The sequence below is a fragment of the Methylocapsa acidiphila B2 genome (assembly GCF_000427445.1).
Taxonomy (GTDB): Bacteria; Pseudomonadota; Alphaproteobacteria; order Rhizobiales; family Beijerinckiaceae; genus Methylocapsa; species Methylocapsa acidiphila.
The window spans coordinates 1,296,750-1,321,541 of the sequence record NZ_KE386496.1; the positions used below are offsets into that span (position 1 = coordinate 1,296,750).

At 61.1% G+C, this 24,792-nt stretch carries 18 protein-coding genes and 2 tRNA genes; 13 read left to right on the forward strand and 7 right to left on the reverse strand.

The window, feature by feature from the left end:
- Nucleotides 1-125 precede the first annotated feature (125 nt).
- Nucleotides 126-521, reverse strand: coding sequence for a winged helix-turn-helix transcriptional regulator (locus tag METAC_RS25710; RefSeq protein ID WP_084143517.1), 396 nt, complete (start codon nucleotides 519-521; stop codon nucleotides 126-128).
- A 117-nt stretch (nucleotides 522-638) separates the two neighbouring features.
- Between METAC_RS25710 and METAC_RS0107975 the strand changes: the two genes are divergently transcribed.
- From METAC_RS0107975 to METAC_RS0107985, 3 genes are all read left to right on the forward strand, one after another.
- Nucleotides 639-1,073, forward strand: coding sequence for a nuclear transport factor 2 family protein (locus METAC_RS0107975; protein ID WP_026606615.1), 435 nt, complete (start codon nucleotides 639-641; stop codon nucleotides 1,071-1,073).
- Between the two features lie 36 nt (nucleotides 1,074-1,109).
- The gene (locus METAC_RS0107980) at nucleotides 1,110-1,706 is read left to right on the forward strand and encodes an FMN-dependent NADH-azoreductase (protein WP_026606616.1); all 597 of its coding nucleotides are present in this window, start codon (nucleotides 1,110-1,112) and stop codon (nucleotides 1,704-1,706) included.
- Between the two features lie 357 nt (nucleotides 1,707-2,063).
- A complete protein-coding gene (locus METAC_RS0107985) occupies nucleotides 2,064-2,663 on the forward strand; it encodes a L,D-transpeptidase (protein ID WP_026606617.1) in 600 nt (199 codons plus the stop codon).
- 13 nt (nucleotides 2,664-2,676) lie between these two features.
- Here the strand turns inward: METAC_RS0107985 and METAC_RS22845 are convergent, their stop codons facing one another.
- Nucleotides 2,677-5,070, reverse strand: coding sequence for a phosphoketolase family protein (locus METAC_RS22845; RefSeq protein WP_051335805.1), 2,394 nt, complete (start codon nucleotides 5,068-5,070; stop codon nucleotides 2,677-2,679).
- Nucleotides 5,071-5,622: 552 nt separating this feature from the next.
- Between METAC_RS22845 and METAC_RS25135 the strand changes: the two genes are divergently transcribed.
- A complete protein-coding gene (locus tag METAC_RS25135) occupies nucleotides 5,623-7,641 on the forward strand; it encodes an acyltransferase family protein (RefSeq protein WP_156898140.1) in 2,019 nt (672 codons plus the stop codon).
- Nucleotides 7,642-7,995: 354 nt separating this feature from the next.
- Here METAC_RS25135 and METAC_RS0108005 read toward each other — a convergent pair.
- Nucleotides 7,996-8,071 (reverse strand) — tRNA-Asn (locus METAC_RS0108005).
- Nucleotides 8,072-8,259: 188 nt separating this feature from the next.
- On the opposite strand from METAC_RS0108005, the gene METAC_RS0108015 reads away from it, so the two are divergent.
- The 3 genes from METAC_RS0108015 (at nucleotide 8,260) to METAC_RS0108025 (ending at nucleotide 10,499) form a co-directional block, all read left to right on the forward strand.
- A tRNA-Cys gene (locus METAC_RS0108015) sits at nucleotides 8,260-8,333 on the forward strand.
- Between the two features lie 85 nt (nucleotides 8,334-8,418).
- Nucleotides 8,419-9,366 (forward strand): efflux RND transporter periplasmic adaptor subunit, encoded by a 948-nt coding sequence (locus METAC_RS0108020; protein WP_084143950.1) that lies wholly within the window; start codon nucleotides 8,419-8,421, stop codon nucleotides 9,364-9,366.
- Nucleotides 9,367-9,449: 83 nt separating this feature from the next.
- Nucleotides 9,450-10,499: an RluA family pseudouridine synthase gene (locus tag METAC_RS0108025; protein ID WP_026606619.1), complete on the forward strand. Its 1,050-nt coding sequence runs from the start codon at nucleotides 9,450-9,452 to the stop codon at nucleotides 10,497-10,499.
- Between the two features lie 5 nt (nucleotides 10,500-10,504).
- Here METAC_RS0108025 and METAC_RS22855 read toward each other — a convergent pair whose 3' ends face one another.
- The 4 genes from METAC_RS22855 to panC all read right to left on the reverse strand — a co-directional run bounded on the left by METAC_RS22855 (nucleotide 10,505) and on the right by panC (nucleotide 14,455).
- A complete protein-coding gene (locus METAC_RS22855) occupies nucleotides 10,505-11,500 on the reverse strand; it encodes an ion channel (protein ID WP_051335460.1) in 996 nt (331 codons plus the stop codon).
- Between the two features lie 334 nt (nucleotides 11,501-11,834).
- Entirely contained in the window at nucleotides 11,835-12,143 is a 309-nt protein-coding gene (locus tag METAC_RS0108040; protein WP_026606620.1) for an acylphosphatase, read from the reverse strand.
- A 110-nt stretch (nucleotides 12,144-12,253) separates the two neighbouring features.
- Nucleotides 12,254-13,435: a DUF3611 family protein gene (locus tag METAC_RS0108045; protein WP_026606621.1), complete on the reverse strand. Its 1,182-nt coding sequence runs from the start codon at nucleotides 13,433-13,435 to the stop codon at nucleotides 12,254-12,256.
- Between the two features lie 156 nt (nucleotides 13,436-13,591).
- Nucleotides 13,592-14,455 (reverse strand): pantoate--beta-alanine ligase, encoded by an 864-nt coding sequence (gene panC / locus METAC_RS0108050; protein WP_198017184.1) that lies wholly within the window; start codon nucleotides 14,453-14,455, stop codon nucleotides 13,592-13,594.
- Between the two features lie 195 nt (nucleotides 14,456-14,650).
- Between panC and METAC_RS22860 the strand changes: the two genes are divergently transcribed.
- The 6 genes from METAC_RS22860 to METAC_RS0108095 all read left to right on the forward strand — a co-directional run bounded on the left by METAC_RS22860 (nucleotide 14,651) and on the right by METAC_RS0108095 (nucleotide 24,792).
- Nucleotides 14,651-16,969 (forward strand): NADP-dependent malic enzyme, encoded by a 2,319-nt coding sequence (locus METAC_RS22860; RefSeq protein WP_036255386.1) that lies wholly within the window; start codon nucleotides 14,651-14,653, stop codon nucleotides 16,967-16,969.
- 224 nt (nucleotides 16,970-17,193) lie between these two features.
- Nucleotides 17,194-18,252: a GDP-mannose 4,6-dehydratase gene (gmd, locus tag METAC_RS0108065; protein ID WP_026606623.1), complete on the forward strand. Its 1,059-nt coding sequence runs from the start codon at nucleotides 17,194-17,196 to the stop codon at nucleotides 18,250-18,252.
- A 9-nt stretch (nucleotides 18,253-18,261) separates the two neighbouring features.
- Nucleotides 18,262-19,227 carry a GDP-L-fucose synthase gene (gene fcl / locus METAC_RS0108070; protein WP_026606624.1) on the forward strand — a complete coding sequence of 322 codons (966 nt, stop codon included), beginning with the start codon at nucleotides 18,262-18,264 and terminating at the stop codon, nucleotides 19,225-19,227.
- A gap of 257 nt (nucleotides 19,228-19,484) precedes the next feature.
- Nucleotides 19,485-20,795: a hypothetical protein gene (locus tag METAC_RS0108075; RefSeq protein ID WP_026606625.1), complete on the forward strand. Its 1,311-nt coding sequence runs from the start codon at nucleotides 19,485-19,487 to the stop codon at nucleotides 20,793-20,795.
- A 637-nt stretch (nucleotides 20,796-21,432) separates the two neighbouring features.
- Entirely contained in the window at nucleotides 21,433-23,892 is a 2,460-nt protein-coding gene (locus METAC_RS0108085; protein ID WP_156898141.1) for a PQQ-binding-like beta-propeller repeat protein, read from the forward strand.
- Between the two features lie 453 nt (nucleotides 23,893-24,345).
- On the forward strand, nucleotides 24,346-24,792 hold the full coding sequence (locus tag METAC_RS0108095) for a hypothetical protein (protein ID WP_245257445.1): 447 nt from the start codon (nucleotides 24,346-24,348) through the stop codon (nucleotides 24,790-24,792).

The window sequence follows — 24,792 nt, forward strand, 5'->3', positions numbered from 1 at the left end:
AAGAAAAAGCCAGAGGACGAATGGCCGCTCCGGCGTCGGCCGGCAGCATGGGGCGCGGCGGCCATGTCGTATGCCGGGCCTCGGCTTGTCAATGCGACCGAAGGGCCGCAGCGCAATGCCAAAGGCTATCTCGCATCGTGTTTTGATTGCGCTTCCCTGACCTGCTCCCAATTTGCCTTGGCCCAATCGACCAGCCCTTGCGTGGGGCGCAGCAGGCTCTTTCCAAGGGCAGTAATCTCGTACTCGACGCGGGGCGGCACTTCGGGAAACAACTCGCGGATAACCAACCCATCGCGATCGAGATTCTTCAGAGTTGAAGACAGCATCCGTTGTGAAATCCCAGGAACCGCACGTTCGAGTTCGGAAAATCGAGCGCGCCCGCCGAGAAGGTCGAGCGAAAGAATGACCAAGATCGTCCACTTGTCGCCGATCTTGGTCAACAGTTCCCGTACGGCCATTGGATCTGAGCTCCTGCAAATTGCTGCGGGGTCCAGGTGGCCGGCCTTGCTTGGCTTCTTCATAACTTACCTCGACGTAAGCGACTGATCTGAAAGTGCCTTCTTTTGCGAATTAAGCTTCCGCTTTATATGTAGCTCCCCTTTTGTAAGCAACCTTGCGGAGCGCATGGAGAGTCCAGGATGCCGAATCCGAATTACGCCGCCTTCGAGGCCGCCAGGCCCTACTTCGACCTGGTCCGGGGGGCGCTGGGCGATGTTGTCGACGGCGAGCACTTCTTCGACGTCGTCACCGACAACGTCGTCTACGAGGTCCTCTACGACATCCCCGGCTGGCCTCGCGTCATCCAGGGACGAACCGACCTATTGGCCGCCTTCAAGGGCTATGTCGACAACATCGCGCTTCAATCCGCCGATAAGTTGATCGCCCACAAGGCGGACGACGGCCGCGTCCTCGTCATCGAATACGAGGTCCACGGGACCATCCTCGCGACCGGCGTGAAGTACGACAATCGATTTTGCTCGATCATGAAGATTGAAAACCGGAAAATCGCGCGCTGGAGAGACTACATGGACTCTCTTGCAGCCTGGAACGCATTGACGGCGCTTGCTCGCTAAAAGACCCGCATCTCGAGAAGATTAAGAGACACCGCCATGAAGCAAATCCTTATGATTGAAGCGAGCCCTAGGGGGAAGAACTCGGCGAGTCGATCGGTCGCCAACGCGCTCGCCGACCTCTATCCATCAGCAAAGCTCATGCGCCGCGACCTAGCCGCCGAGCATCTGCCCCATCTGGACGAAATCACGCTCCAGGCAATCTCGACAAAGGACCTGGCCGAGGCGGAAAGGTTGAAAGACGCGGCCCGTCAGTCGGATCAACTGACCGACGAGCTTCTGGCGTCCGATCTTCTGGTGATCGCAACGCCGATGTGGAATTTCGGCATTCCCTCCGCGGTCAAAGCTTGGATCGATCTGGTCGTGCGGCCAGACAGGACCTTCCGATACGCCGATAGCGGCGTCCTCGGTCTGGCGAACGACAAGAAAGCCATCCTGGTTCTGGCTTCGGGTGGCGTTTTTACAGAGGGCCCATGGCGCCCGTGGGATTTTGTCGAGCCTTACCTGCGTCAAATCCTAGGTTTCATCGGCATCGTGGATGTCCAGACCGTTCGAGTCGAGGGGATGAACATCCCCCTGTTGGCGGCCGATGCCGTGCCAAAGGCGATTGAAGCCGTCGAGGAGCTTGCTCTATAAGGACCGGCACCGGCCAAAGGAAACGGACAGCCTACAGAACCTTTTAGCCATTTCCGAGCCTTCACCCAAGGCTCTCAAAATCATGCCAATCCCTCCGAGGAGCGACGCCGGCCGCTGGGAATGCCCCGCAATTGACCGCGCGGCGCCGCACTCAGCGCGAGCGGGGCTTATTCACGCACGCGCAAGCTCGCGACCGAGGCCCGCGCCCAAATCTAAACGCTGTCCAAACGATGGCGCGGAATTGCTCGAGCTTGGCCGCCCGCGCCCGCTTGCGCCCTATTTTGGCCAAAAACGCAACCGGAAGTAGACGCTAGACTCATGCCCGTCGCCACAGACCGACGGCCTTTAGGGACAGCTATGCTTCGGATTTTCACGCGCGCGGGCGTTGTTCTGGCGCTTCTCGGCGCGAGCCCGGCTTTCGCCTTCGACAATCCGCTGGACCATGTTCAGCTGGCCGATCTCAACCCGCTCAGCCACGGGCCGATCGCGGATTTTCTCACCCTCTTCCGCCAACAGGCGATCCCGCGCGAGGTCGTGCCGTTCAATCATGACTATAAGCCTGGGACGGTGGTCGTCTCGACCAGCGAGCGGCGGCTCTATTATGTGCTCGGCGACGGCCAGGCGATCCGCTACGGCGTCGGCGTCGGACGCGAGGGCTTCACCTGGTCCGGCGTTAAGACGGTCTCGATGAAGCGCGAATGGCCGGATTGGACGCCGCCGCCGCAAATGCTCAAGCGGCGCCCCGACCTGCCCCGCCATATGCCCGGCGGAATCGACAATCCGCTCGGCGCGCGCGCGATCTATCTCGGCTCGAGCCTTTATCGCATTCACGGCTCAAACGAGCCCGACACGATCGGCGCGGCCGTCTCCTCAGGCTGCATCCGCATGACCAATCAGGACGTCGTCGATCTGTCCGACCGGGTGAAGATCGGAACCAAGGTCGTCGTCCTGCGATAGAGCCGGCGGTCCTCTAGTAGGGCCAGACCCAATCGCGGATCTCCGGCACGTCGTCTCCCGTCCGGCAGATATGCTCCTTATGGGCGATGAGACGGTCGCGGAATCGCTGAATCACATGAGCCGCCGGCGTCGCGAGGCCCGGCGCGCGCTCTATGGTGCTGATCGCAAGATGAAAGCGGTCGAGCCCGTTCAAGACCGCCATGTCGAAGGGCGTCGTCGTCGTGCCCTCCTCAATGTAGCCGCGGACATGGAAATTCGCATGGTTCGTGCGGCGGTAGATGAGCCGATGGACCAGGTGCGGATAGCCATGAAAGGCAAAAATGACCGGCTTGTCCTTGGTGAAGAGGGCGTCGAATTCGCGATTGGTGAGCCCGTGCGGATGCGCCTCCTTCGGCTGCAGGGTCATGAGATCGACCACGTTCACGAAACGGATCCTGAGCTCCGGCAAGTTGTCACGCAGTAGATTGACGGCGGCGAGCGTCTCCAGCGTCGGCACGTCGCCGGCGCAGGCCATGACCACATCAGGCTCGCCGCCTTGATCATTGCTGGCGAAATCCCAAATGCCGACGCCGGCGCGGCAATGAGCCAGCGCCGCCTCGATCGCAAGCCATTGCGGCGCGGGCTGCTTGCCGGCGACGATCACATTGATCCGATTATAGGTGCGCAGGCAATGATCGACGGTCCAAAGGAGGCAGTTCGCGTCCGGCGGCAGATAGACGCGGACGATGTCGGCCTTTTTGTTGACGACATGGTCGATGAAGCCCGGGTCTTGATGGCTGAAGCCATTATGGTCCTGGCGCCAGACATGGGAGGTCAAGAGATAGTTGAGCGAGGCGATCGGGCGCCGCCATCTGAGCTCGCGCGCGACCTTCAGCCATTTGGCATGCTGATTGACCATCGAATCCACAATATGGATGAAGGCCTCGTAGCATGAGAAAAAGCCGTGCCGGCCGGTGAGAAGATAGCCTTCGAGCCAGCCCTGGCACAGATGCTCGCTCAAGACCTCCATGACCCGGCCCTCATGCGCGAGATGGACGTCCTCGGGCAGGATCGGCTCCATCCACACGCGCTCGGTCGCCTCGAAGACGGCGTCGAGGCGGTTCGAGGCGGTTTCGTCTGGCCCCATCAGGCGGAAATTGCGGGTCTCGGCGTTCAGACGCATCACGTCGCGCAAATATTCGCCCATGGCCCGCGTCGCCTCGGCCTGGACCCCGCCCGGCCTTTCGACCTCGACGGCGTACTGACGGAGATCCGGCAAATGCAGGCGGCGCATGAGAAGGCCGCCATTGGCGTGCGGATTGGCGCCCATGCGGCGCAGGCCCCGCGGCGCCAGCGCGGCGAGATCCGGGGCGAGCCGGCCCGCGGAATCGAAGAGGGCCTCGGGCGCATAGCTCCGCAGCCAGGCCTCGAGCTGGGCGAGATGCGCCGGATTGCCGCGAACATTAGACAAGGGCACCTGATGCGATCGCCAGAACCCTTCCGTCTTGAGGCCGTCGACCTCCTTCGGGCCGGTCCATCCTTTCGGCGTTCGCAAGACGATCATGGGCCAGCGCGGCGGCAGGTCCATCTTGCCGGAGCCCCTCGCCTCAGCCTGAATCAGCGCGATCCGATCGAGCGCCGCGTCGAGCGCCGAAGCCATTTTCTGGTGGACCTCGCTTGGATCGGAGCCCTCGACGAAGAAAGGCTCATGGCCATAGCCTCTGAGAAGGTCGGAGAGCGCCTCATGGGACATGCGCGCGAGGATGGTCGGATTGGCGATCTTATAGCCATTGAGATGAAGGATCGGCAGAACCGCGCCGTCATGAATCGGATCGAGAAACTTGTTCGAATGCCAGGAGGCCGCGAGCGCGCCCGTCTCGGCCTCGCCGTCGCCGATCACGCAGGCGACAAGCAGATCGGGATTGTCGAAGGCCGCGCCATAGGCGTGAACCAGCGCATAGCCGAGCTCGCCGCCTTCATGGATCGAGCCGGGAGTCTCAGGCGCCGCATGGCTCGGGATGCCGCCCGGAAAGGAGAATTGGCGAAACAGCCGCCGCATGCCCTCTTCGTCTTGCGAGACGTCCGGATAGATCTCGCTATAAGTCCCCTCGAGATAGGTGTTGGCGACGACCGCCGGCCCGCCATGGCCCGGCCCGCAGATGAAGAGGGCGTCGAGATCGCGCGCATTGATCGCACGGTTTAGATGGGCGTAAACGAAATTAAGCCCAGGGGTCGTTCCCCAATGGCCGAGAAGGCGCGCCTTGACATGTTCCGGCCGAAGCGGCTCGCGCAAAAGCGGATTGTCGAGGAGGTAGATCTGCCCGACCGCCAAATAATTCGCCGCGCGCCAATATCCGTCGATCTTGCGCAATTCGTCGGCGCCGAGGGGCGAGCCTGCCTTTGTCTCGAATTCGCTTGGTTCCGACATATCGTTCGCCTCGCATGATTGATCTGGTCCGGCGCCGGCGGAGAGATCGCTCTCCGGCGCGATCGCCATAGCCGCCGACAGCATTTCACGTGTACCAACTGGCGCGTCAACTTTCCGGCGCGCGGCTGCGGCGGATGGGCGCGCGCCCCTGAACCCGATCCAAGACGGCGAGCGACAAGCTTGACCCAGCGGCATGGTCAATGCGAAAAGCGCATCGGATCGAAAGCTTTGAGTCAAGAGCCGACTCGATTCCACAGTGCTATTGAGATTTATTCGACGCGGCGAGCAAGAATTCGCCGGCTTATCGGCGGCCTCGTCCTAATCCCTGGCTATGAGGGGACGCTCATTGACAAAGCCATTATTCAATATCGACACAACTCATGTTTGCTAAGTTGCGCCTTCAGCCTACGCGCTTCTTTGTCATCCAGATTAGATCGCCAAACTCTGAATTTCGATGAGTTCTCGGCACATCGCCGACTGAAGGTAAAATCAAACGGACACTTGCGCCGGATCTGGGCCTGCACCCGGGCCAACACTTGAAACGTGGTCGCGATGACGAAGTTTAGACATGATATCAATGCCTTGCGCGCGCTCGCGGTATCCGCGGTCGTGCTCTACCATTTCAAGGCCGGTTTTATTTTTGGCGGCTATGTCGGAGTGGACATATTTTTTGTTATCTCCGGCTATCTAATGACAAACATTATTGTTGGAAGGCTGGACAAAGGGTCGTTTAACCTCTTCGATTTCTACTATGACCGCGCGAAGCGCATCGTTCCCGGCTTGCTCGGTCTCTGTAGCTTTCTCATTGTCATCGGATATTTTTTCATTGATCCGATGACCTATAACTATCTCGCCTACACTAGTATGTCGGCAATTTTCTTCTTTTCAAATATTCGCTTTGCCGAAGCAGTTGGATATTTCGACCCGCAAAGCGAAGTCAAATGGCTTCTCCATACATGGAGCCTATCTGTAGAATGGCAGTTCTACATGATTTATCCGATATTGCTCCTCGCCCTCACCAAGATCGGCATAGCGAGGCGCTATCTTGGTTCGATTCTGTTGGCGTTGGCGGCGGTCTCGCTCTATTTATCGATCATCTATTCGACGCGCGAACCCGCCGTCGCCTTCTATCTTCTGCCCCAGCGGGCTTGGGAGCTTCTGGCGGGCGGAATCGTTGCGCTTCATTTCAAGGGCCGGCCGGGAAAATATTCGGCGAGGGCGCTGCTCGTCGCCGGCTTCACGCTCATCGCCGCCTCGATGTATTTCTTCAACAGCAACACGCCCTGGCCCTATTATTGGGCCCTGTTTCCTGTTGTGGGAACCTGTTGCATCATCGCCGCCAATCGATTTGACGCATCGCCTTTCAAAAATCAGTTCGTCCAGCTCATCGGCAAATGGTCCTATTCGATCTATCTCTGGCATTGGCCGATCGCCGTGACCGCTTTGTATCTCGATTTCAACGAGATCACCGCATTGAAGATTATCGTCGAGATCGTCATTCTCGCGGCGCTCTTGGCCTGTGGCGGACTTTTGTTGTCCTTTTGGAAAAACTATCTGGAACCGCTCGTCACGACGAATTCGAAGCTGCTGCGCTGGGCGCCGATCGCCGGCATGCTGGCCCTCTCCGTCGGACTGGCGGTCACGGTCATTTCGCACAAAGGTTTTGTGGATCGGCGCGCCGACAGCGCCAAGCAGCTCGAGATCTATCGCATGGTCGTCGCGGACTGGGACTTTCCCCTGACTTGCGACGGGATGGATCCCGAGGGAAATTTGAAACCCTGCCGGATAGGCCAGCGCGATAGCCAAGATAGTTTGGTCATCGGCGACTCCTTCGCCATGCAGGCCTTCAACCGCTTCGCCAAAGTCGATGAAGCGAATCTCGGCAAATCGATCACTTTCCTCGCGTCGTCGGGCTGTCCGCCGGTGCCCGGCATCAAAATGATCATTGACCGCTTTCGCTGCAATGGCTTCGCCGAGAAGGCCCTGCAATTCGCAGAAGCCGGCAAATTCAAGCGCATCGCTTTCATCTCGAACTGGTACGGCTATTTCGGGCCTGAAAACAGTTCGCTATGCTTCGTCGAGGCGGAGTCCTGCGCCCTCAAGAGCGATCCGACATGGTATTTCGCCCATATCGACGCGGTTCTCGCGGCGCTCGGCAAGCGCCTGATGGAATTCCGCGATCGCGGCGTCGAGATCGTCTTCGTCTCGGCGACCCCCAGCGGCAATTGGGATCTTCCGCCTGAATTGCTGAAGCGGCAATTCCTGCGCTTCGACACCACGGACATTTCCTATATCGACCGCGAGGCCTATGAGGAATTCACCCTCCCGCTGAAGGTGCGATTGAAATCGCTCGCCGCGTCGGTCGGCGCTAAATTCATCGAGCCGCTCGACTTCCTCTGCTCCGACGGCCGCTGCCCGACGATCGACGAACACAGCGTTCCTTATTTTCGCGATCAAAGCCATTTTCGTACGACCGCGGTCCGCTCGGCCCGCTTTCAATTCCTCGACGACGCCCTCGGATTAGCTAGCGTCTATGGCGCGACGCCGACGCCTTCGGCCGATAATCATTAAAGCCGTCCGAAAAGGCCGCCTCAATAAACTTCGGTCTGATAAGCCGCCTTTTTCCACGCCGCCGAAACGCACGAGACAAAACCGTCGAGGCGATGCTTGTGCTCGATGATGAAATCGCTACTGGCGCCGCTTGCCAAACGGCAGTTCCAGGACATTCCGCCTTCGACGCGTCAACGCGTCCAGGCCGCCCCATTCCGAGACGCCTGAATTAGCATCGCTTCGTGGCGGCCCCTCGAGCGCGAAGAACAAGCTCAAGAATCGCCGAGCTAGGCGCGGACGGCGCGGCTAAGCGGCCAACGCCTCAACCGCATGAAAGCGACTAAGTTACCGAAATATAAAGGATATTTAGCTGACTGGCTCCCTGAGCAGGACTCGAACCTGCGACCGATCGATTAACAGTCGATTGCTCTACCAGCTGAGCTATCAGGGATCGCGCTCTCGCGAAGGAGGCCCATATAGCAAGCTTGCGGCGCCTTTGCAAAGAAGGAATCGCCGCCGCTTCGCGCCTCGAAACCGCCCATCTCCGACGCGCCATCCAGCTTGATGACGCTTTTCTTGCGCGCGCATGGTTTCCTTTGCTATAGGGCGTGGCGCGCCGGGCTAGACCCTGCGCTTCGAGGCCTCGTGGCGGAGTGGCTACGCAGAGGACTGCAAATCCTTGCACCCCGGTTCGATTCCGGGCGAGGCCTCCAACGCCGGCCGCGCGAATCCGTCGACGCTTGACGACGCTCGGGTGGCGGCGACAATCGAACGTCGGCGACAATGCCGCAAGCTGACATGCAAACCAAGATTGGAACGTCCTTGGCCGCTCAAGCCGAGAGCCGATTGGGCTCGCGCATATTCCGGCCTGGCGGCCGGCGCGCCGGCTTGGCCCTCCTTCTCGCCGCGCGGGGTTTGATCGCGCCGGTCTCGGCGGACCCCGCCCTGCCGCGCGACTCCGCTCCTGCCCGCATGACGGTGAGCGTCGCCACCGCCAGAAACGCCTGTTTCACGGATATTTTGCGCGTGAGCGGCGCCATCCTCGCGCGCGACGAAATATTCGTCCAGCCGGAGGCTGAAGGTCTGCAACTCGCCAAGGTTCTGGTCGAGGATGGCGCGCGGGTGAAGACCGGCCAGCCTCTGGCTGAGCTCGTTCGTCCGAGCTGGGCCCCGGGCGCGCCGCGCAAAGCCACGCTGACCGCGCCGGCGAGCGGCACGCTGATCTATCGCGCGCCGCCGGTCGGCGCGGCTCTCTCGCCCCGCGGCGAGCCGATCTTTCGAATCATTGGCGACGGCATCCTAGAGCTTCTCGTCGCCTTGCCGGAGTCCGCGCTTGCCAAGGTCAGGCCTGGCCAGGAGGCGCGGGTCGAAACGCTCGACGCTCTGGAATTTGTCGGCGCGGTCCGGATCATCCTGCCGGAGATTGATCCGCAAACCCAGCTCGGCCATGCGCGGATCGAGCTGCGCGACGCGTCCGACGCTCGGCCCGGCGCCTTCGCGACGGCGGCGATCGATCTCGGCAAGAGCTGCGGCGCGTCGGTCCCGCTCTCGTCTATTCTCTACGGGCCGCAGGGCGCGGTTGCGCAAGTGGTGCGCGACGATCGCGTTGAGACAAGGCGCGTGACCGTCGGTCTCGCCGACGGCAAGAACGCCGAGATCCGCGAAGGGCTGGCGGAAGGCGAGACCGTCGTCGCGCGCGCCGGCGCCTTCTTGCGCGACGGCGATTTCGTGACGCCGGCTCCCTGAACGCAGATTTTACCCCCGGCCTTAGGCCCTAGTCCCCCATATATGCGAATGATGACTACTATGGATTTCATGAGGCCTGCGGGATGAGCGTCCAAACCTATCAAGTCAATGAGGACGAAGAAGGGATGCGCCTCGATCGTTGGTTCAAGCGGCGCATTCCATCCCTGTCGCTATCGCATCTGAATAAGATTGTGCGGACCGGCGAGGTGCGCGTCGATGGCGCGCGGGTGAAGACGGCGACGCGGCTGGCGCAGGGGCAAAGCGTGCGCGTCCCGCCCCTGAAGCTCGAAGCGCCGGCCGAGCTGAAGCCGGCGGCCTCGCCCGCCGATCTACGCACGCTGCGCGACATGATCCTCTACGAGGACAAGGATCTACTGGTTCTCAACAAGTCGTTCGGCCTCGCCGTCCAAGGCGGATCGGGCACGACGCGGCATATAGACGGGATGCTCGCCTCCATGCCGAACGAGCGCGGCGACCGCCCCATGCTCGTGCATCGCCTCGACCGCGACACATCGGGCGTTTTGCTCGTCGCCAAGACGCGCCGCATCGCCGCCGATCTCGGCGCGATATTCCGCTCGCGACAGGCCCGCAAGGTCTATTGGGCTCTGGTCGAAGGCGTGCCGAAACCGGCGCAGGGCCGGATCTCGCTCTTTCTAGCCAAGGGCGAGGACATGGGCGCGGCGCGGACGCCGCGAAGCGGACCGGACTCCCGCGCGCGGCTCGAGAAAATGCGCGTGGCGAGCCATGGCGACGAGGACGCCCAGCATTCGGTGACCTATTACGCGATCGTCGACAAGGCCGCGCCTCGGCTCGCCTGGCTGTCGATGAAGCCGGTGACGGGGCGCACGCATCAATTGCGCGCCCATGCCGAGGCGATCGGCCATCCGATCATCGGCGATCCCAAATATGGCGTGAAGCCGAAGAACGATCCGGGCCGCAGCGATCCGCTGCGCGCCATCCCGGAAGGAGTCGAGCGCAAGCTGCACCTGCTCGCGCGCCGCCTCGTCCTGCCGCATCCGAGCGGCGGAACGCTCGACGTCACGGCCCCTCTGCCGCCCCATATGCAGCGCTCCTTCGACATGTTCGGCTTCGACGTGAAGCAATATGATCCGATCGAAGAAGCGCCCGAGTAACGAATCTACTCGGCATGGGAAATATCCGCCTCCAGCAGGCTCAAACGACTGAGATCCGCGATCGGCAGCTTTCGATCGTCGAAGGTGATGGCGTCGGCGTAATGCGATCCGAACAGAATCGCCTCGTGGCTGTAGATTCGAACGTCATGGACAAAGGCGCTGAGCGCATGATCCCGCGCCTCGACCGTCAAGAAAAGCTGGGCGCCGCGCACCGCGAGAGCCTCGGCGTCATATCCCTTGAGCGGACTGCTCTCGTCGATTTCATGCATGATCGTCCAGGTCAACGGAAACAAGGGAATGCTCGCATTGGCCAAGCCGAGGTCATGCACCCGGCGGAACGTCAGCCCTTCCGCATTTTCTTCGTAGAGTAGAAGGCCGAGCCTGGCCGAAGCATGGGTCAGCAAGGTCAAGCGGCCATTGGCGATGCGCACCATCAAGGTCGGCGCGCAATTATGCGTGGTGACGACCACCCGATCCGCGAACAGGATCTTCGGCCGCGGCTTCGAAAAGCGAACGAACAGGAGGCCAGTCATGATCGCGGTGAAGACCATGCCGCAGACGATTTCCAAAGCCGAGACCGCATGGCCGTAAAGCGTCGCCGGCGCCATGACCCCATAGCCGACCGTCGCCATCGTCTCGACGCTGAAGAAAAAGGCGTCCGCGAAGGAGCCCGGACGCGCATTGGCGATGCAGCCGGGCGAGGCCACATAGAGCGACGCGAAGAAAAGATTGATGCAAAGATCGAGCGCGAGGAAGGCGAGCGCGAAACCCCTCCAGCTCAAATCAATGGCGATGTGGTAGGGATCGCGCAGGTCGTAACGCGACACGCCGCGCTTGATGAGGTCATTGCCGCCGAAGGCGCCGATCCGCATCGTCGAGTCGCGATCGTCGAGCTCCCGCTTTTTCTCCATGAACCAGCCGAGCTTGCGGCCGCGCCATCTCTGGCCGAGGCGGTGGAGCGCTCTCGCTTTGGCCGAGACGTTGAAAAAACGCTCCCTCATTTATCTTGCGGGGTTTCATAGCAAGCGTCAGGGACGCTCGGCGCGTTCAACTTAATCGGATGGCCGCATTTGTCACATCCTCCGAGGCTGAAGCAGACAAGAAGGAGCCCGGCCCAGAAAATCGCGCTGCGCGGCATGGAACTGCTCCTGGATCGCCAAGACATTGGATCGCGCCGATCCAAAACGATGAATCTGATTGATTCCTATGAATTCCAAAACGGGCGGAACGCCGGATTACGCGCTCCAGCGTTCCACTGTCCTGAGCATCCGATTGAATTATTCCCTATAGAGCGCTTTGCCCTCGAAGGGAATCTTTCGCCGGTTCAAAAAAAAGCTAGCGCGTTTCAATTTGACGGAACCCTTGCATGGCGCCGAGTTCCGCCAGGGCTTCAAGGTCCGGCTCGGCGACATCGACCGCCTCCACGCGCGCGAGCGCCGGGCCGCGCCAGCACGCCTTGCACAGAGCTTCGACCGGCTCTTCCGAGCCCGCGAAAACCGCTTCGACGGTCCCGTTCCAGCGATTGCGCACCCATCCCCTAACGCCTCTGGACTCTGCGTTCCGCTGCGTCCAGGCGCGATAGCCCACCCCTTGGACGAAGCCACGGACAGTCACCAAAACAATATGCTCCACCCCGGCGGTCATCTTATTGACCAGCCTCTATTTCAGCGGCGAAAGACTTCGCACTGATCAAGATGCCATTCCCGATCGTCTGAGCGCGCTGGGCGCGGCGCAGTCTCGGCGTTTCGGTCCTACTATTCATTCTCGCGACGCCGCTCAAGGTGGCCCAAATATCCGAAAAGAGCCTTTGAGGCGCGATTGGTCAACCATAAAGCAATGCCTAAGCCGATGAAATGGGCGGCGAGCAAGCAAAAATTCACCAAAAGCACGAATACGTCGAGCGCTCGAATAATCTTGCTCGGATCGGTGATCGCTATTCCCGGAGGCTGAGACACTGTCTTTGCGATAAGCAAGGTCGTGCTCATGGCAACGCCAATAAAAGATGTTAGGATTCCCGCGAGCCCGATGAACATGCCCGCGACAAGAAACCAAAAGGCGATCTTATAATTCTTATGGAAAAACGAATTCGGCTTTTGAGAAATCTTTTTTGCCGCTCGTATGTAATATAAATCCAAGAAAATAGCGAAACATAGCAGCACGAATGCGTCGCCGGCCCAATAGATCGCGTCGCCAAAACTCGCCACGCCGGGGCTGAAGGCGCGCCCGGACGTCGCAACCGCCAATAAGAGGCCTGAAACAAAGGCGAGCACGAATTGCAGCCCAAAGGCGATCCAGCCGCTAATCGTAAGGGCTTGGGCCAGTTTTTGCGTCGTTCGGGCAATGACTCGAGACCTCGCGTCGTCCGGCAAAAGGCTGCGCGGCTCTTGTGCTACGGGCTGAGTCGGAGGCGATGGCGGCGTCGGAGCCGCGGCGCGCGGCGGGAAGAAGAAATTCAGCGTCAGCACGCCGACATAGGCCAAAATCGCGCCGAGCGACGCAAAAGCCGCGACTCCATGCGTCGCGCCAAAAAATTCTGCCATAGTCGCCTCGGGCGCGACCAGGACCGGCAGCGCGACGCCCCAGAAAACCAAGCCCGTCCCGCTAAACGCGGCATAAAGCACGCCGCTGACGAGAGCGAGAACAAGGCTGAGAATTGTCAGGATGCAAAGCGCCATCTCCAATTGGAGTCGCCGGCTTTGCAATTCAGCCGCTTCGGACGACGGCTTGACGGCAATGCGCAACGAGATCGAAATGACGATCAGCGCCGCCAGCGTCAGGCCCAATGACATATGTAGACCGCTCAAATAGGGAGGAGCGGCAGGCGGCGGCCTATAATGGAGAATCCAACCGGACCCAAGAAGAACCAGGCCCGTCAAGATCACGAGCCATTGGAGCAAGATCGAGAAGAATCCGTTTCGCGCGACGTTCGAACTCATGGCGAGGCCTTCCGACTTCTGCGATCCGCCGCCCCGGCAAAGATCGCGCGGCGCTTTGCGGCGGCGGCCCCGCAAAGAGCGACCCCATCCGTCTCAGTTTAATTCGATCTGCCCGAAAGGCGCGCCGCGGCGGCGCCCAATTGAAGCAGCAAACGCCTAAACGGCAATATTGTCGATGAGCCGCGTCTTGCCGAGCCGAGCCGCGGCGAGAAGCCGGATCGGACCATTGGCGCGCAAACTTATGGGAGATAACGTTTCGGCGTGCCTCGCCTCGACATAATCGGCGGCGAAACCCGCAGAAGCGAGCGCCTCCCGCGCGGCGACAAGCGCCGCCTCTATGCTTGCGCCCGCGCGAATTTCGGCCGCGCAGGCCATAAGCGCGCGGTAAAGCGCCGGCGCGGCGCGCCGTTCATCGGCCGACAAATAGACATTGCGCGACGACAGCGCCAAGCCGTCCGCCTCCCGGACCGTCGGCGCGCCGAAAATTTGTGTCTCGAAATCGAGATCGCGCGCCATTTGCGTCACGACTTTCAGCTGCTGATAATCCTTCTCGCCGAAGACCGCGACATCGGGGCGGCACTGATTGAGCAGTTTTGCGACGACCGTCGCCACGCCGGCGAAATGCGTCGGTCGGAAGCGGTCCTCGAGACCCGCGGCGGCGGGACCCGCAGTGATGATCTGAGAGGCGAAACCCGCTGGATAGACTTCAGCGGCCGAAGGAAGGAACAGCAGGTCGCCCTCCGCCGCGGCAAATTTGGCCGCGTCGGCTTCGACCATGCGCGGATAGGCGCTGAAATCTTCCGTCGGCGCAAATTGCGTTGGATTGACGAATATCGACATCACGACCCGATGGGCCAGCTTTTTGGCCTGGGCGACGAGCGAAATATGCCCGTCATGAAGCGCGCCCATGGTCGGGGCCAGCGCGACGGTTTCGCCTAGCCGGCGCCATTCCGCCACCTTCGCCCTGAGGCTCGCGACGTCGCCCGCGATTTCGAGGCGGCTCACGCTGTCCGCGACCATGAACGCTCCCTGCGTTTGAAGACTGCTTTATCCGCCCGCACCGCCTAGATGCTCTCGCCGGTCTGCGGCCCAACCTGGGCCGCAGCGCTGGGCGAGACTTCGCCGCGCCTAGCCGCACAGAGGGGCGCTGATGGACATGGGCGACGCGCCCGCGTATTCGGGTCCAACACTTCCCTCCGCAAGAGATGCTCGTCCATGCCCGAATCGACTACGCCTGACCTGACGGCAAGCGCGCTTTATTATCACCAAACGCCGCGCCCGGGTAAGCTTGAGATCCAGGCGACGAAGCCGCTCAGCACGCAGCATGATCTGTCGCTCGCTTATTCGCCGGGCGTGGCGGCCGCCTGCCTTGCGATCGTCGCCGACCCAGCCGCCGCCGCGGAGCTTACGATCCGGCAAAATCTCGTCGCCGTCGTGACCAATGGCACGGCCGTTCTCGGCCTCGGCAATATCGGACCTCTCGCCGCCAAGCCGGTCATGGAAGGCAAGGCGGTCCTGTTCAAGAAATTCGCGGGGATCGACGTTTTCGACATTGAGATCGCCGAGACCGACATCGACCGGCTCGTCGATATGATCGCGGCGCTGGAGCCGAGCTTCGGCGGAATCAATCTGGAGGACATCAAGGCGCCGGAATGTTTCGAGGTCGAGCGCCGCTTGCGCGAGCGCATGTCCATCCCAGTCTTTCACGACGATCAGCACGGCACCGCGATCATCGTCGCGGCGGCCGTTCTCAACGCCATGGAACTGACTGGGAAATCGCTCGAGTCCGCCAAGATCGTGAGTTCGGGCGCCGGCGCGGCGGCGCTCGCCTGCCTCGATTTTCTCGTCGAGCTCGGCGCGCAGCGCGAGAATATCTTCGTCACCGACATCGAAGGCGTCGTCTATAGGGGCCGCACGGCCGCGATGAACGCGCGCATGGAGACTTACGCGCGCGACACCAATGCGCGCCGGCTCGCCGACGTCATCGGCGGCGCGGACATATTTCTCGGGCTTTCGGCCGGCGGCGTGCTGAAGCCCGAAATGGTCGAGGAGATGGCCGAACGGCCGCTCGTCATGGCGCTCGCCAATCCGACGCCCGAAATCGAGCCGGAAGCAGCCCATGCGGCGCGGCCGGACGCCATGATCTGCACCGGTCGCTCAGATTATCCAAACCAAGTCAATAACGTCCTGTGCTTTCCCTATCTCTTTCGCGGCGCGTTGGACGTCGCCGCCTCGACCATCAACGAAGCGATGAAGCTCGCCGCGGTGCGGGCGATCGCCCAATTGGCGCATGAACCGCCCTCCGACGTCGTCGCCAAGGCCTATGGCGGCGAGGTGCGCCGCTATGGCAAGGACAGCCTCATTCCGTCGCCCTTCGATCCGCGCCTGATCCTGCGCATCGCGCCCGCCGTGGCGCGCGCGGCGATGGAAAGCGGCGTCGCCAAAAAGCCCATCGCCGATTTTTCCGCCTATGAGGAGAGCCTGTCGCGCTTCGTGTTCCGCTCCGGCTTCCTCATGAAGCCGCTGATGCAGGCCGCCAAGGCCGCTCCCAAGCGCGTCATTTACGCCGAGGGCGAGGACGAGCGCGTGCTCCGCGCCGTCCAGACGATCGTCGAGGAAGGATTGGCCCATCCAATCCTCGTCGGGCGCCCGCAAGTCATCGAAACCCGGCTCGCGCGTTTCGGGCTGTCGGTACGGGCGGGACGCGATTTCGAGCTCATCGATCCGAACGACGACCCGCGCTACCGTGATTATGTCACGACCTATCTCGAATGCGCCGGCCGGCGCGGCGTCACACCTGATGCGGCGCGCACCTTAGTGCGGACCAATGCGACCGTCATCGCGGCGATCGCGGTGAGGCGTGGCGACGCCGACGCCATGCTTTGCGGGCTCGACGGCCGGTTCAAATCCCGGCTGCGTCACATCAAAGACGTGATCGGGCTCATTCCCGGCGCCACCGATTTTTCCGCAATGAGCCTGATGATCACCAATAAGGGCGCGTTTTTTCTCGCCGACACGCAAGTGCGGCGCGAACCTTCCGCTGCGGAGATCGCCGAACTCTCCTTGATGTGCGCGCGCCATGTGCGGCGGTTCGGCCTGGAGCCGAAGATCGCCCTCGTGTCGCATTCGAATTTTGGGTCGGACGACGCCCCATCGGCCGTCAAGATGCGGTCGGCGCTCGCGATCCTGCGCGAACGCGCGCCGGACCTTGAGGTCGATGGAGAAATGCAGGCCGACGTCGCGCTCTCGGAAGCGCTGCGCGATCGAATCCTGCCTTCGTCGCGCCTGCGCGGAGAGGCGAATGTCCTCATCATGCCTAATCTCGACTCGGCCAATATCGCCTACACGATGACCATGGCCATGGCCGACGCCCTGCCCGTCGGCCCAATCCTCATCGGCGCGGCGAAGCCGGCGCATATCCTGACGGCGTCGACGACGACTCGAGGCGTCGTCAACATGACGGCGCTCTCGGTCGCCGAAGCGCAGGCCGACGACTTGACCGACGCAGCGGCATCGCCTTCCGCATGGGTTTGATTCACGCCGATCGCGATCGTCGCTGGAGATCCGGCGCGGCGCTCGAAACGCCAAAGGAACCCGGCTCCACGACGCCGCAACGCGAGATTTAAAGGTCGCCCGATTTGTTGCAACGCAGCGGGAAGATCTGGCCAGCACAAGGCTTATCTGTTATAGGCTGCGCATCACGCCAATCGCGGTCTCCTCCGCAAGTCCCTCGCAGCGCATAAAGGTTCTTTTCGCGAATGACCTCAAAGAAAGTCGCCTTGATTACCGGCGTCACCGGCCAGGATGGCGCTCTGCTGGCGGAGCTCCTTCTGTCGAAGGATTACATCGTACATGGCGTGAAGCGGCGCTCGTCGCTCATCAACACGGATCGGATCGATCATCTTTACCATGACCCGCATGAAGAGAACCTCAATTTCTTCCTGCATTATGGCGATCTGACCGATTCGACGAATTTGATCCGCATCATCCAGGAAGTGCAGCCAGACGAGATCTACAATCTCGCCGCGCAAAGCCACGTCCAGGTGAGCTTCGAGACGCCCGAATACACGGCCAATTCCGACGCGCTCGGCACGCTCCGCATTCTCGAGGCGATCCGCATCCTTAATCTCGGCGGCAAGAGCCGCTTTTACCAGGCCTCGACGTCGGAACTTTACGGCAAGGTCCAGGCGATCCCGCAGAGCGAGACGACTCCTTTCTACCCGCGCTCGCCCTACGCCGCCGCCAAGCTCTACGCCTATTGGATCACGGTCAATTATCGCGAAGCCTATGGGATGCACGCGTCGAACGGCATCCTGTTCAATCACGAGGGACCGACGCGGGCAGAGACTTTCGTCACGCGCAAAATCACCCGCGCGGTGGCGGCAATCCATCTAGGCTTCCAGGACAAAATCTATCTCGGCAATCTCGACGCCAAGCGCGACTGGGGCAACGCCCGCGATTATGTCGAAGGCATGTGGCGCATCCTGCAACAGCCGGAGGCCGACGATTATGTCCTGGCCACCGGAGAGACCCATACGGTTCGTGAATTCGTCGAACGCGCCTTCGCCGAGACCGGCGTTGAGATCGTCTGGAAAGGCGCCGGCGTGGAAGAGCGCGGCCTCGACAAGAAGAGCGGGAAGAGCCTCGTCGAGATCGATCCCCGCTATTTTCGTCCAACCGAGGTCGATTTGCTCCTGGGCGACCCAACGAAAGCGTTTGAAAAGCTCGGCTGGAAACACAAGACCTCATTCCCGCAGCTCGTCGCCGACATGGTCGCCAGCGACCTGATCGTGATGAAAGCCCGCGGCCGGATTTGAGGGGGAGCCATGACCCAATCCTCTCCCAAGCCCCCTCGCCGGCGCCGCATCTGGGTGGCCGGCCATCGGGGCATGGTCGGCTCGGCGATCTTGCGCCGACTCGCCTCCGAAGACGCCGACGTGCTGACCGTCGGACGCGGCGAACTCGACTTGCGCCGGCAGGAGGCGGTTCACGCCTGGGTGGCGAAAGCCGCTCCGGACGTCGTCATCCTTGCCGCGGCCAAAGTCGGCGGCATTCTCGCCAATGATTCCTATCCGGCGGATTTTCTTTACGACAACCTCGTCATCGAGACGAACATCATCCATGCGGCGCATGAGGCCGGAGTCGAAAGGCTCGTCTTCCTGGGCTCCTCCTGCATCTATCCGAAATTCGCGCCTCAGCCGATCAAGGAAGAAGCGCTTCTCACCGGCCCGCTCGAGCCGACTAATGAATGGTATGCGATCGCCAAGATCGCCGGGATCAAGCTCTGCCAAGCCTATCGCAAGCAATTTGGCCGGCGCTACATCTCGGTCATGCCTTGCAATCTTTACGGCCGGAACGATAATTTCGATCTCGCGTCGAGCCACGTCCTTCCGGCGCTGATCCGCAAATTTCACGAGGCGAAAGAAAGCGGACGGCGCGAGGTCGTCGTTTGGGGCACGGGGACGCCCCTGCGCGAGTTTCTCTATGTCGACGATCTCGCCGACGGCGTGGTTTTCCTGATGGATCATTACGACGGAGACGAGCCCATCAATTGCGGCGCAGGGTCCGATGTGACCATTCGCGAACTCGCCAAGACGATCGGCCGCGTCGTCGGCTTCGAGGGCGAGCTCATCTTCGACACAAGCAAGCCGGACGGCACGCCACGCAAGCTCATGGACTCGAGCCGCCTCGCCGCGCTCGGCTGGCGAGCAAGAACAAACCTCGAAGACGGCGTCGCCGAAGTCTACCGCTGGTTCCTGCAAGAAAAGAAAGCCGAGCTCGCCGCGACCTGAGGTCCAAGCGGTCGAGACGCGGACAAAGCGCTCCGGCTTTTTTTCCTCGGCGCAATTGCTCTCGACCGTCGCCGCTCGTATGAGCAATATTGATTTTTGTCGCGCGTGCCAGCCGCGCGCCGCCATGCGCGCGTCGCGTGCAACATTAGGTGGCGATGCGGCCTGTGGTCGAACGCAATTCGTTCGATCCAATCGCGCGATGATTTGAAAAATTAAGGCGGCGCTTTTTCTGCACTCTGATTCGACAGGCGGCTGACATGTTCATCGCGCTCGGCGCCCTTCTCGGCGTTATCGCCCTTTGTCCGGCGATCCTTATCTTGGACGGGAGAATTCTTCCGTCCTTCGTTCCTTTTCTGGCTGCGGTCGGCCTCATTCTGACCTCGATCAAGCTCCCCGCCGCGGAGGCCGCGCGTTTCGGCAAGATCGCGAAACCCTTTGCGATCGCCGCGCTTATTCCAGCGAGTTGGATGTTGCTTCAGCTGCTGCCGCTGCCCTTATCCTCTACCCCTCCGTGGTCTAGAATTTCCGATTTGGCGCATCCTGTTTGGGCGAGCGTCGCCGGCGGATTTCCTCATGGGGTGAGCGGACACGTCAGCGTCGACGTCGGCGCGACAGCCATGGCCCTCGCGCGCTACCTGTCGCTGGTCGGCGTCATTTTGCTGGCGATTGCGGCCACGATAAATCGCCAGCGCGCCGAATCGGTCTTGGTCGGTTTGACCGCCGCTTCGGTGCTCATCGCTTCGGCCGCCGCGCTTTACGAGATTTTTGGGGTCGGCTCCGCGGCTGCCCGTGACGAAGCGCTCGACTCTGCGAGCCTCGGGGTCATTTTTTCGGCCGCATGCCTCATGCTGGTATTTGAGCGTCACGAAACCGGCCACGCCAGACCCGGCTATAGTCGATCGAAATTTCAGGTCGCCACGCTCTCCGCCTTCGCTGCTTTCGTCATATGCGCGACCGCTGTTGCGTCGGCGCGCTCCGGATCGCTTCTGTTTTCGGCGAGTTGCGGGCTTCTGATATTTTGCGCGGTCATCCTCGTTCGCCGGTTCGATCTCGGCAGATGGGGCGCCGCCGCGATCGGCGTAACCGCGAGCGTCATCGCTCTCGCCCTCGTAAGCGGCGCAGCTGGCAACAGCTCGGATCTGAGATTGGCTTTTGTTCGAAAGGACCCGACCTCACTGGAGTTGACCCAGCGCGCTTTGGCGGATGCGCCTTTTCTCGGCGATGGGGCCGGCGCCTTCGCCGCTTTGCTGCCGATCTATCAATCGGCGAATCCAGGACCAGGCGAATGGGGACCAGCCACCGCGGCGGCGAAGCTCTCCATCGAGATGGGACGACCGATGCTATGGTTCGTCGTCGCAGGCGCGACGATCGCGCTGCTGGCGCTCCTGCGCGGCGCCGCGACCCGGGGCCGCGATTCATTTTACCCGGCGGCGGCTGCGGCATGCGTGGCCACGCTGACCATTCAAGCATTCATCAATGTCGGTCTGTTCGACACCGTCACGCCACTGCTCGGCGGGATAATTTTCGGGCTCGGGCTCGCCCAATCGCAAGGCCGCTCGTCGCACTGAGGCCTCGCCTCAAAGCATCCGGCCGCCGACAATGTGAAACATATTTTTCTGTTCCAAGTTCGCGTTCGACCGCCGGATTCGAAAGCCCCCGTATCCAGGCCTTCATGCGCTTGGAACTTTGCGATTCGTCCGTCCTTGCGAACCACGACGGCGGTCGTCCCGACCTCGGCCTCCGGCGCGACGCTGGGCCCAGCACAGCGTCAAGGCTCTCCGCACGACGCGGGACTTTCGGCCAACTCTATTTCACGGCGCCAGTCTCTCGAATCGCGCAGCGCGACATTCGTGATGCGCCGATCGACTCCAACCAAAATATGATTGACATATTATAGTGATCTATTCATGTTAAATACTTGAATATTGATATTTGTCTAATTTAAATTAGTAAGCATGGTTTGCCCATGGAACCACTCCGAAGCGCCTAAAAGCCTTTACGACGGCAATCGAAAGCCCGGATTTCTCCGCCACGTCGCATTGGCTTGAGCCCGCCGTCTTGCCTCCTCAGCGCTCAAGAGCGCAGTCAAAGTCCTGTTCCGCCACCCTCTTCTTGCTCCCCTACTCGTATCTCGCCGAGCGACCACACATGCCAAAACCTATGCGCATAGCCGCCCGATGCTTCGCAGCGATCGGATTAAAAAAATTGCCCTTGATGCTCAAAGCCGCCTTCGGCGTCTTTCTGCTTTGCGCCAGCAGCGCATGCCTCGCCGCGTCGCAAGCCGGGACGAGCATTCCCTCGGCGACGCAGATCATCGACTCGAACGGTGGGGTCTGGACCGTCGGAAGCAACGGCATCTGCTACGTCAACGGGGCGCAGGCGCAAACCTGCAATTCCGTCACGACGCTGCTCTACTTCCAGACCACCATATATGCAGGCACCAAGAACGGCACATGGTGGCGATGGAACGGGAGTGCTTGGAACCAAGCCCCCGGCGACCCTCGCTCGACGCCATCGGCGAGCGGCACGACGATCCCCTCGGCGACGCAATTCACCGACTCGGGCGGCAACGTCTGGACCGTCGGAAGCAATGGTTTTTGCTATATCAACGGCGTTCAGGCGCAAACCTGCAATTCCGTCACGACGCTGCTCTATTACCAAAACAAAATCTACGCCAACACCACAGCCTATGGGTGGTGGATATGGAACGGAAGCGCGTGGAACCAAGTCGCGGGAAATCCCCAGCCGGCAGGCTCCGCCGCAGTCACGACATACCATTACGACGCGCTGCGGACTGGCTGGAACAATAATGAATTGACGCTCAGCGCGTCGAGCTTCCCCAGCAGCTTCGGCGTGCTCAAGACCGTGGCGCTCGACGATCAGGTCGACGCGCAGCCTCTTTTTGTTCCAGGACAGACAATCGCGGGCGCGGCGCACGACGTCGTCTACGTCGCCACTGCATCCAATACAATCTACGGGATCGACGCCTCGACCGGATCGGTCTTGCTTCAACGAAACCTCGGCTCTCCGGTTCCTGCGCCTTTCGGCTGCGCGAATAACGGGCCGAATGTTGGAATCGCCGGCACTCCTGTCATCGATCTGGCGGCGAACGCGCTATATGTCATCGCCTATGTGAACGGCGCCTCGCCAACCTATCAACTTCACGCCCTCAACCTCACGACTCTGGCCGACAAGCCCGGCTCCCCCGTCGCGGTCGCGGCGTCGCATAAGCTGACGGACGGCTCCACCTTTGTCTTCAATGCCAAGTATCAAAGACAACGGCCTGGGTTGCTTGAATTGAATGGCAATATTTACGCGGCATTCGGCAGTTTCTGTGACTATCATGCCGATAAATCGCGTGGATGGGTCTTAGGTTGGAACGCGACGACGTTGGCGCCTTTGGTCGGAAGCCAATTGAACGACACGAACGCCACGTCGCCCACGAGCTGGTTTTTGTCTTCGGTCTGGATGTCGGGCTACGGACTTTCCGGCGCAGGCTCCGAGATCTTTTTCTCGACTGGCAATTCCGACTGCAATTTCTCCGTCAATCCGGAAGCCTGTCCCGCAAGCACGACCTATAATGGCGTGACAAATATTCAAGAGAGCGTCGTACGCCTCAGCGACGCGCTGCAGCTCGTTGGCACCTTCGCGCCATCGAATGTCGCCTACCTGGATTCGGTAGACGGCGATCTAGGGTCGGGAGGCGTCCTCCTTTTGCCTACTCAACCTGGAAGCATCCCGAACCTTGCTGTGACCGCAGGCAAAGACGGGAGATTGTTTTTGCTCAATCGCGACGCGTTGCAAGCGAGCGCATTCAACCCAGCGGCCGTGCTCGACACCCATAATTTGGGCGGCTGCTGGTGTGGCCCGTCCTATTTCGTCGGCTCGGACGGCGTTGGCCGCGTCGTCACGAGCCAGGGCAAGCCTTCGAGCGACAGCATTTCCAACCTCAGCACCTGGCAACTCGTTCTGTCGCCTGCGCCGCATCTCGTGCTCGATGGAGCTGTGGCGGTTCCGCCTGCTCCCGGCGACGATGGCGCGCAAGATCCCGGATTCTTTACCGTGGTGTCGTCGAACGGCGCCAAAGCCGGGACCGGCATCGTTTGGGCGGTCGGGCGCCCACTAGCTTCCGCGCCGACCACAATCACCCTCAACGCCTATGCCGCGACCGCGTCCGGAGGCGCATATCAACTGCTCTATTCCGCATCTGCAGGGTCCTGGCCAAGCTCGGACAGCAACGTAAATATCGTGCCGGTCGTCGCCAGCGGCAAAGTCTATGTCGCGTCTTACCAAGCCCTGAAGATCTTCGGCCCGAACGCTCCATCCGCCTCGGCGTCGCTGTCGCCCTCGGCCGCGTCCGGACTCACGGCGGCGTCTAATGCCGGCGTGACGGCGTCGGTTGCGCCGGCCGCTCCAAACAGTCCGCATGTGATCACGGGGACGCTTCTCGCCCTCAAGGGCGCGACGCTCACCGTCCAGACGCGGACAGGGGGAAATACATACATAGACGCCGCGTTAGCGCAAAAGAATCTGCAGTCGGCGGATTTGGCTATCGGCGCAGCCTACACCTCGGAAGGATCGTCGTTCAACGCCGCCGGCGCCTTGCAGGCGACGTCGATTATCAGAGCCAAGAATTCCAGCGCGTCATGGCCTGCCGACCGCTAAAAGCGACGCTCGACAACATAGGGGCTCGCCGACCCGAAATCATCTTGATCTCGGGTCGGCGGCAGATCGTGCGTTTTCCGAAGGCGCCCAATATCCAGAGGGAGCACGCTTCGCTCACACGCCTGTCACAACCTGTTTTCGCGGCGCTTCTCGCGAGAGAAGCCGTTGATTTTTGGATGGGACATGACTAGACCGCTTGCCCATCGGATGCGTTCATCTGTCCGAAAGAGAATCGCTCGAGCCCGAAATGGGGGAGCGGGCGCCAATCGAAAGCTCTCTCTCTGCTCTCTTGGAACATGTCGACGGTTCGTTCGGTTTAGCGTCCGTGCGTTTTTTTGCTCTCAGAGCAAGGTCTCCCTGAGCCTGACATAGAAAGCGATAGACATGTCTTTCTTCGCGTCGCAACGACAAGCAATCGCGCTTAAATCCGCAATTTTCGCGGCCGCTTTTCTAATGACCGCATCGCAAGGATCCGCCGAACGCGGCGGCGGAAGCCCGTTCCAAGGCCTTTCGGGATATTGGTCCGGCGGCGGCACCGTCACTCTGAGGAATGGCTCGACCGAAAGGATTCGCTGCAAGGCGACCTATGCGGTCAGCTCGACCGGAGCCGCCCTCAACCAGAGCCTTCGCTGCGCGAGCGACAGCTATAAGCTGGACATCAGCAGCAATATCATTTTCCAAGGCGGCGGTATTTCAGGCACTTGGAGCGAGGCGAACCACAATGTCTCCGGAACCGTGTCGGGCCGCGCGTCGAGCGGCGAAATCAGCGCGGCCGTCGGCGGCGGCGCATTTACGGCGAGCCTTTCGGTGCGCACGCACGGCAACCGGCAAAGCGTCTCAATCATCCCGCATGGGGGCACGGATGTCGCGTCCGTCGCGGTCTCCTTGAGCAGAGGGTAA

Bases quoted from the DNA above. Each gene is read 5' to 3' on its own strand.
- METAC_RS0108020 (WP_084143950.1), top strand. From the start codon at position 8,419: ATGCAAACCAAGATTGGAACGTCCTTGGCCGCTCAAGCCGAGAGCCGA.
- METAC_RS0107980 (WP_026606616.1), top strand. From the start codon at position 1,110: ATGAAGCAAATCCTTATGATTGAAGCGAGCCCTAGGGGGAAGAACTCG.
- METAC_RS22860 (WP_036255386.1), top strand. From the start codon at position 14,651: ATGCCCGAATCGACTACGCCTGACCTGACGGCAAGCGCGCTTTATTAT.
- METAC_RS25710 (WP_084143517.1), bottom strand. From the start codon at position 521: ATGAAGAAGCCAAGCAAGGCCGGCCACCTGGACCCCGCAGCAATTTGC.
- panC (WP_198017184.1), bottom strand. From the start codon at position 14,455: ATGGTCGCGGACAGCGTGAGCCGCCTCGAAATCGCGGGCGACGTCGCG.
- METAC_RS25135 (WP_156898140.1), top strand. From the start codon at position 5,623: ATGACGAAGTTTAGACATGATATCAATGCCTTGCGCGCGCTCGCGGTA.
- gmd (WP_026606623.1), top strand. From the start codon at position 17,194: ATGACCTCAAAGAAAGTCGCCTTGATTACCGGCGTCACCGGCCAGGAT.
- METAC_RS22855 (WP_051335460.1), bottom strand. From the start codon at position 11,500: ATGAGGGAGCGTTTTTTCAACGTCTCGGCCAAAGCGAGAGCGCTCCAC.
- METAC_RS0108045 (WP_026606621.1), bottom strand. From the start codon at position 13,435: ATGAGTTCGAACGTCGCGCGAAACGGATTCTTCTCGATCTTGCTCCAA.
- METAC_RS22845 (WP_051335805.1), bottom strand. From the start codon at position 5,070: ATGTCGGAACCAAGCGAATTCGAGACAAAGGCAGGCTCGCCCCTCGGC.
- METAC_RS0107975 (WP_026606615.1), top strand. From the start codon at position 639: ATGCCGAATCCGAATTACGCCGCCTTCGAGGCCGCCAGGCCCTACTTC.
- METAC_RS0107985 (WP_026606617.1), top strand. From the start codon at position 2,064: ATGCTTCGGATTTTCACGCGCGCGGGCGTTGTTCTGGCGCTTCTCGGC.
- METAC_RS0108075 (WP_026606625.1), top strand. From the start codon at position 19,485: ATGTTCATCGCGCTCGGCGCCCTTCTCGGCGTTATCGCCCTTTGTCCG.
- METAC_RS0108040 (WP_026606620.1), bottom strand. From the start codon at position 12,143: ATGACCGCCGGGGTGGAGCATATTGTTTTGGTGACTGTCCGTGGCTTC.
- METAC_RS0108025 (WP_026606619.1), top strand. From the start codon at position 9,450: ATGAGCGTCCAAACCTATCAAGTCAATGAGGACGAAGAAGGGATGCGC.
- METAC_RS0108095 (WP_245257445.1), top strand. From the start codon at position 24,346: ATGACCGCATCGCAAGGATCCGCCGAACGCGGCGGCGGAAGCCCGTTC.
- fcl (WP_026606624.1), top strand. From the start codon at position 18,262: ATGACCCAATCCTCTCCCAAGCCCCCTCGCCGGCGCCGCATCTGGGTG.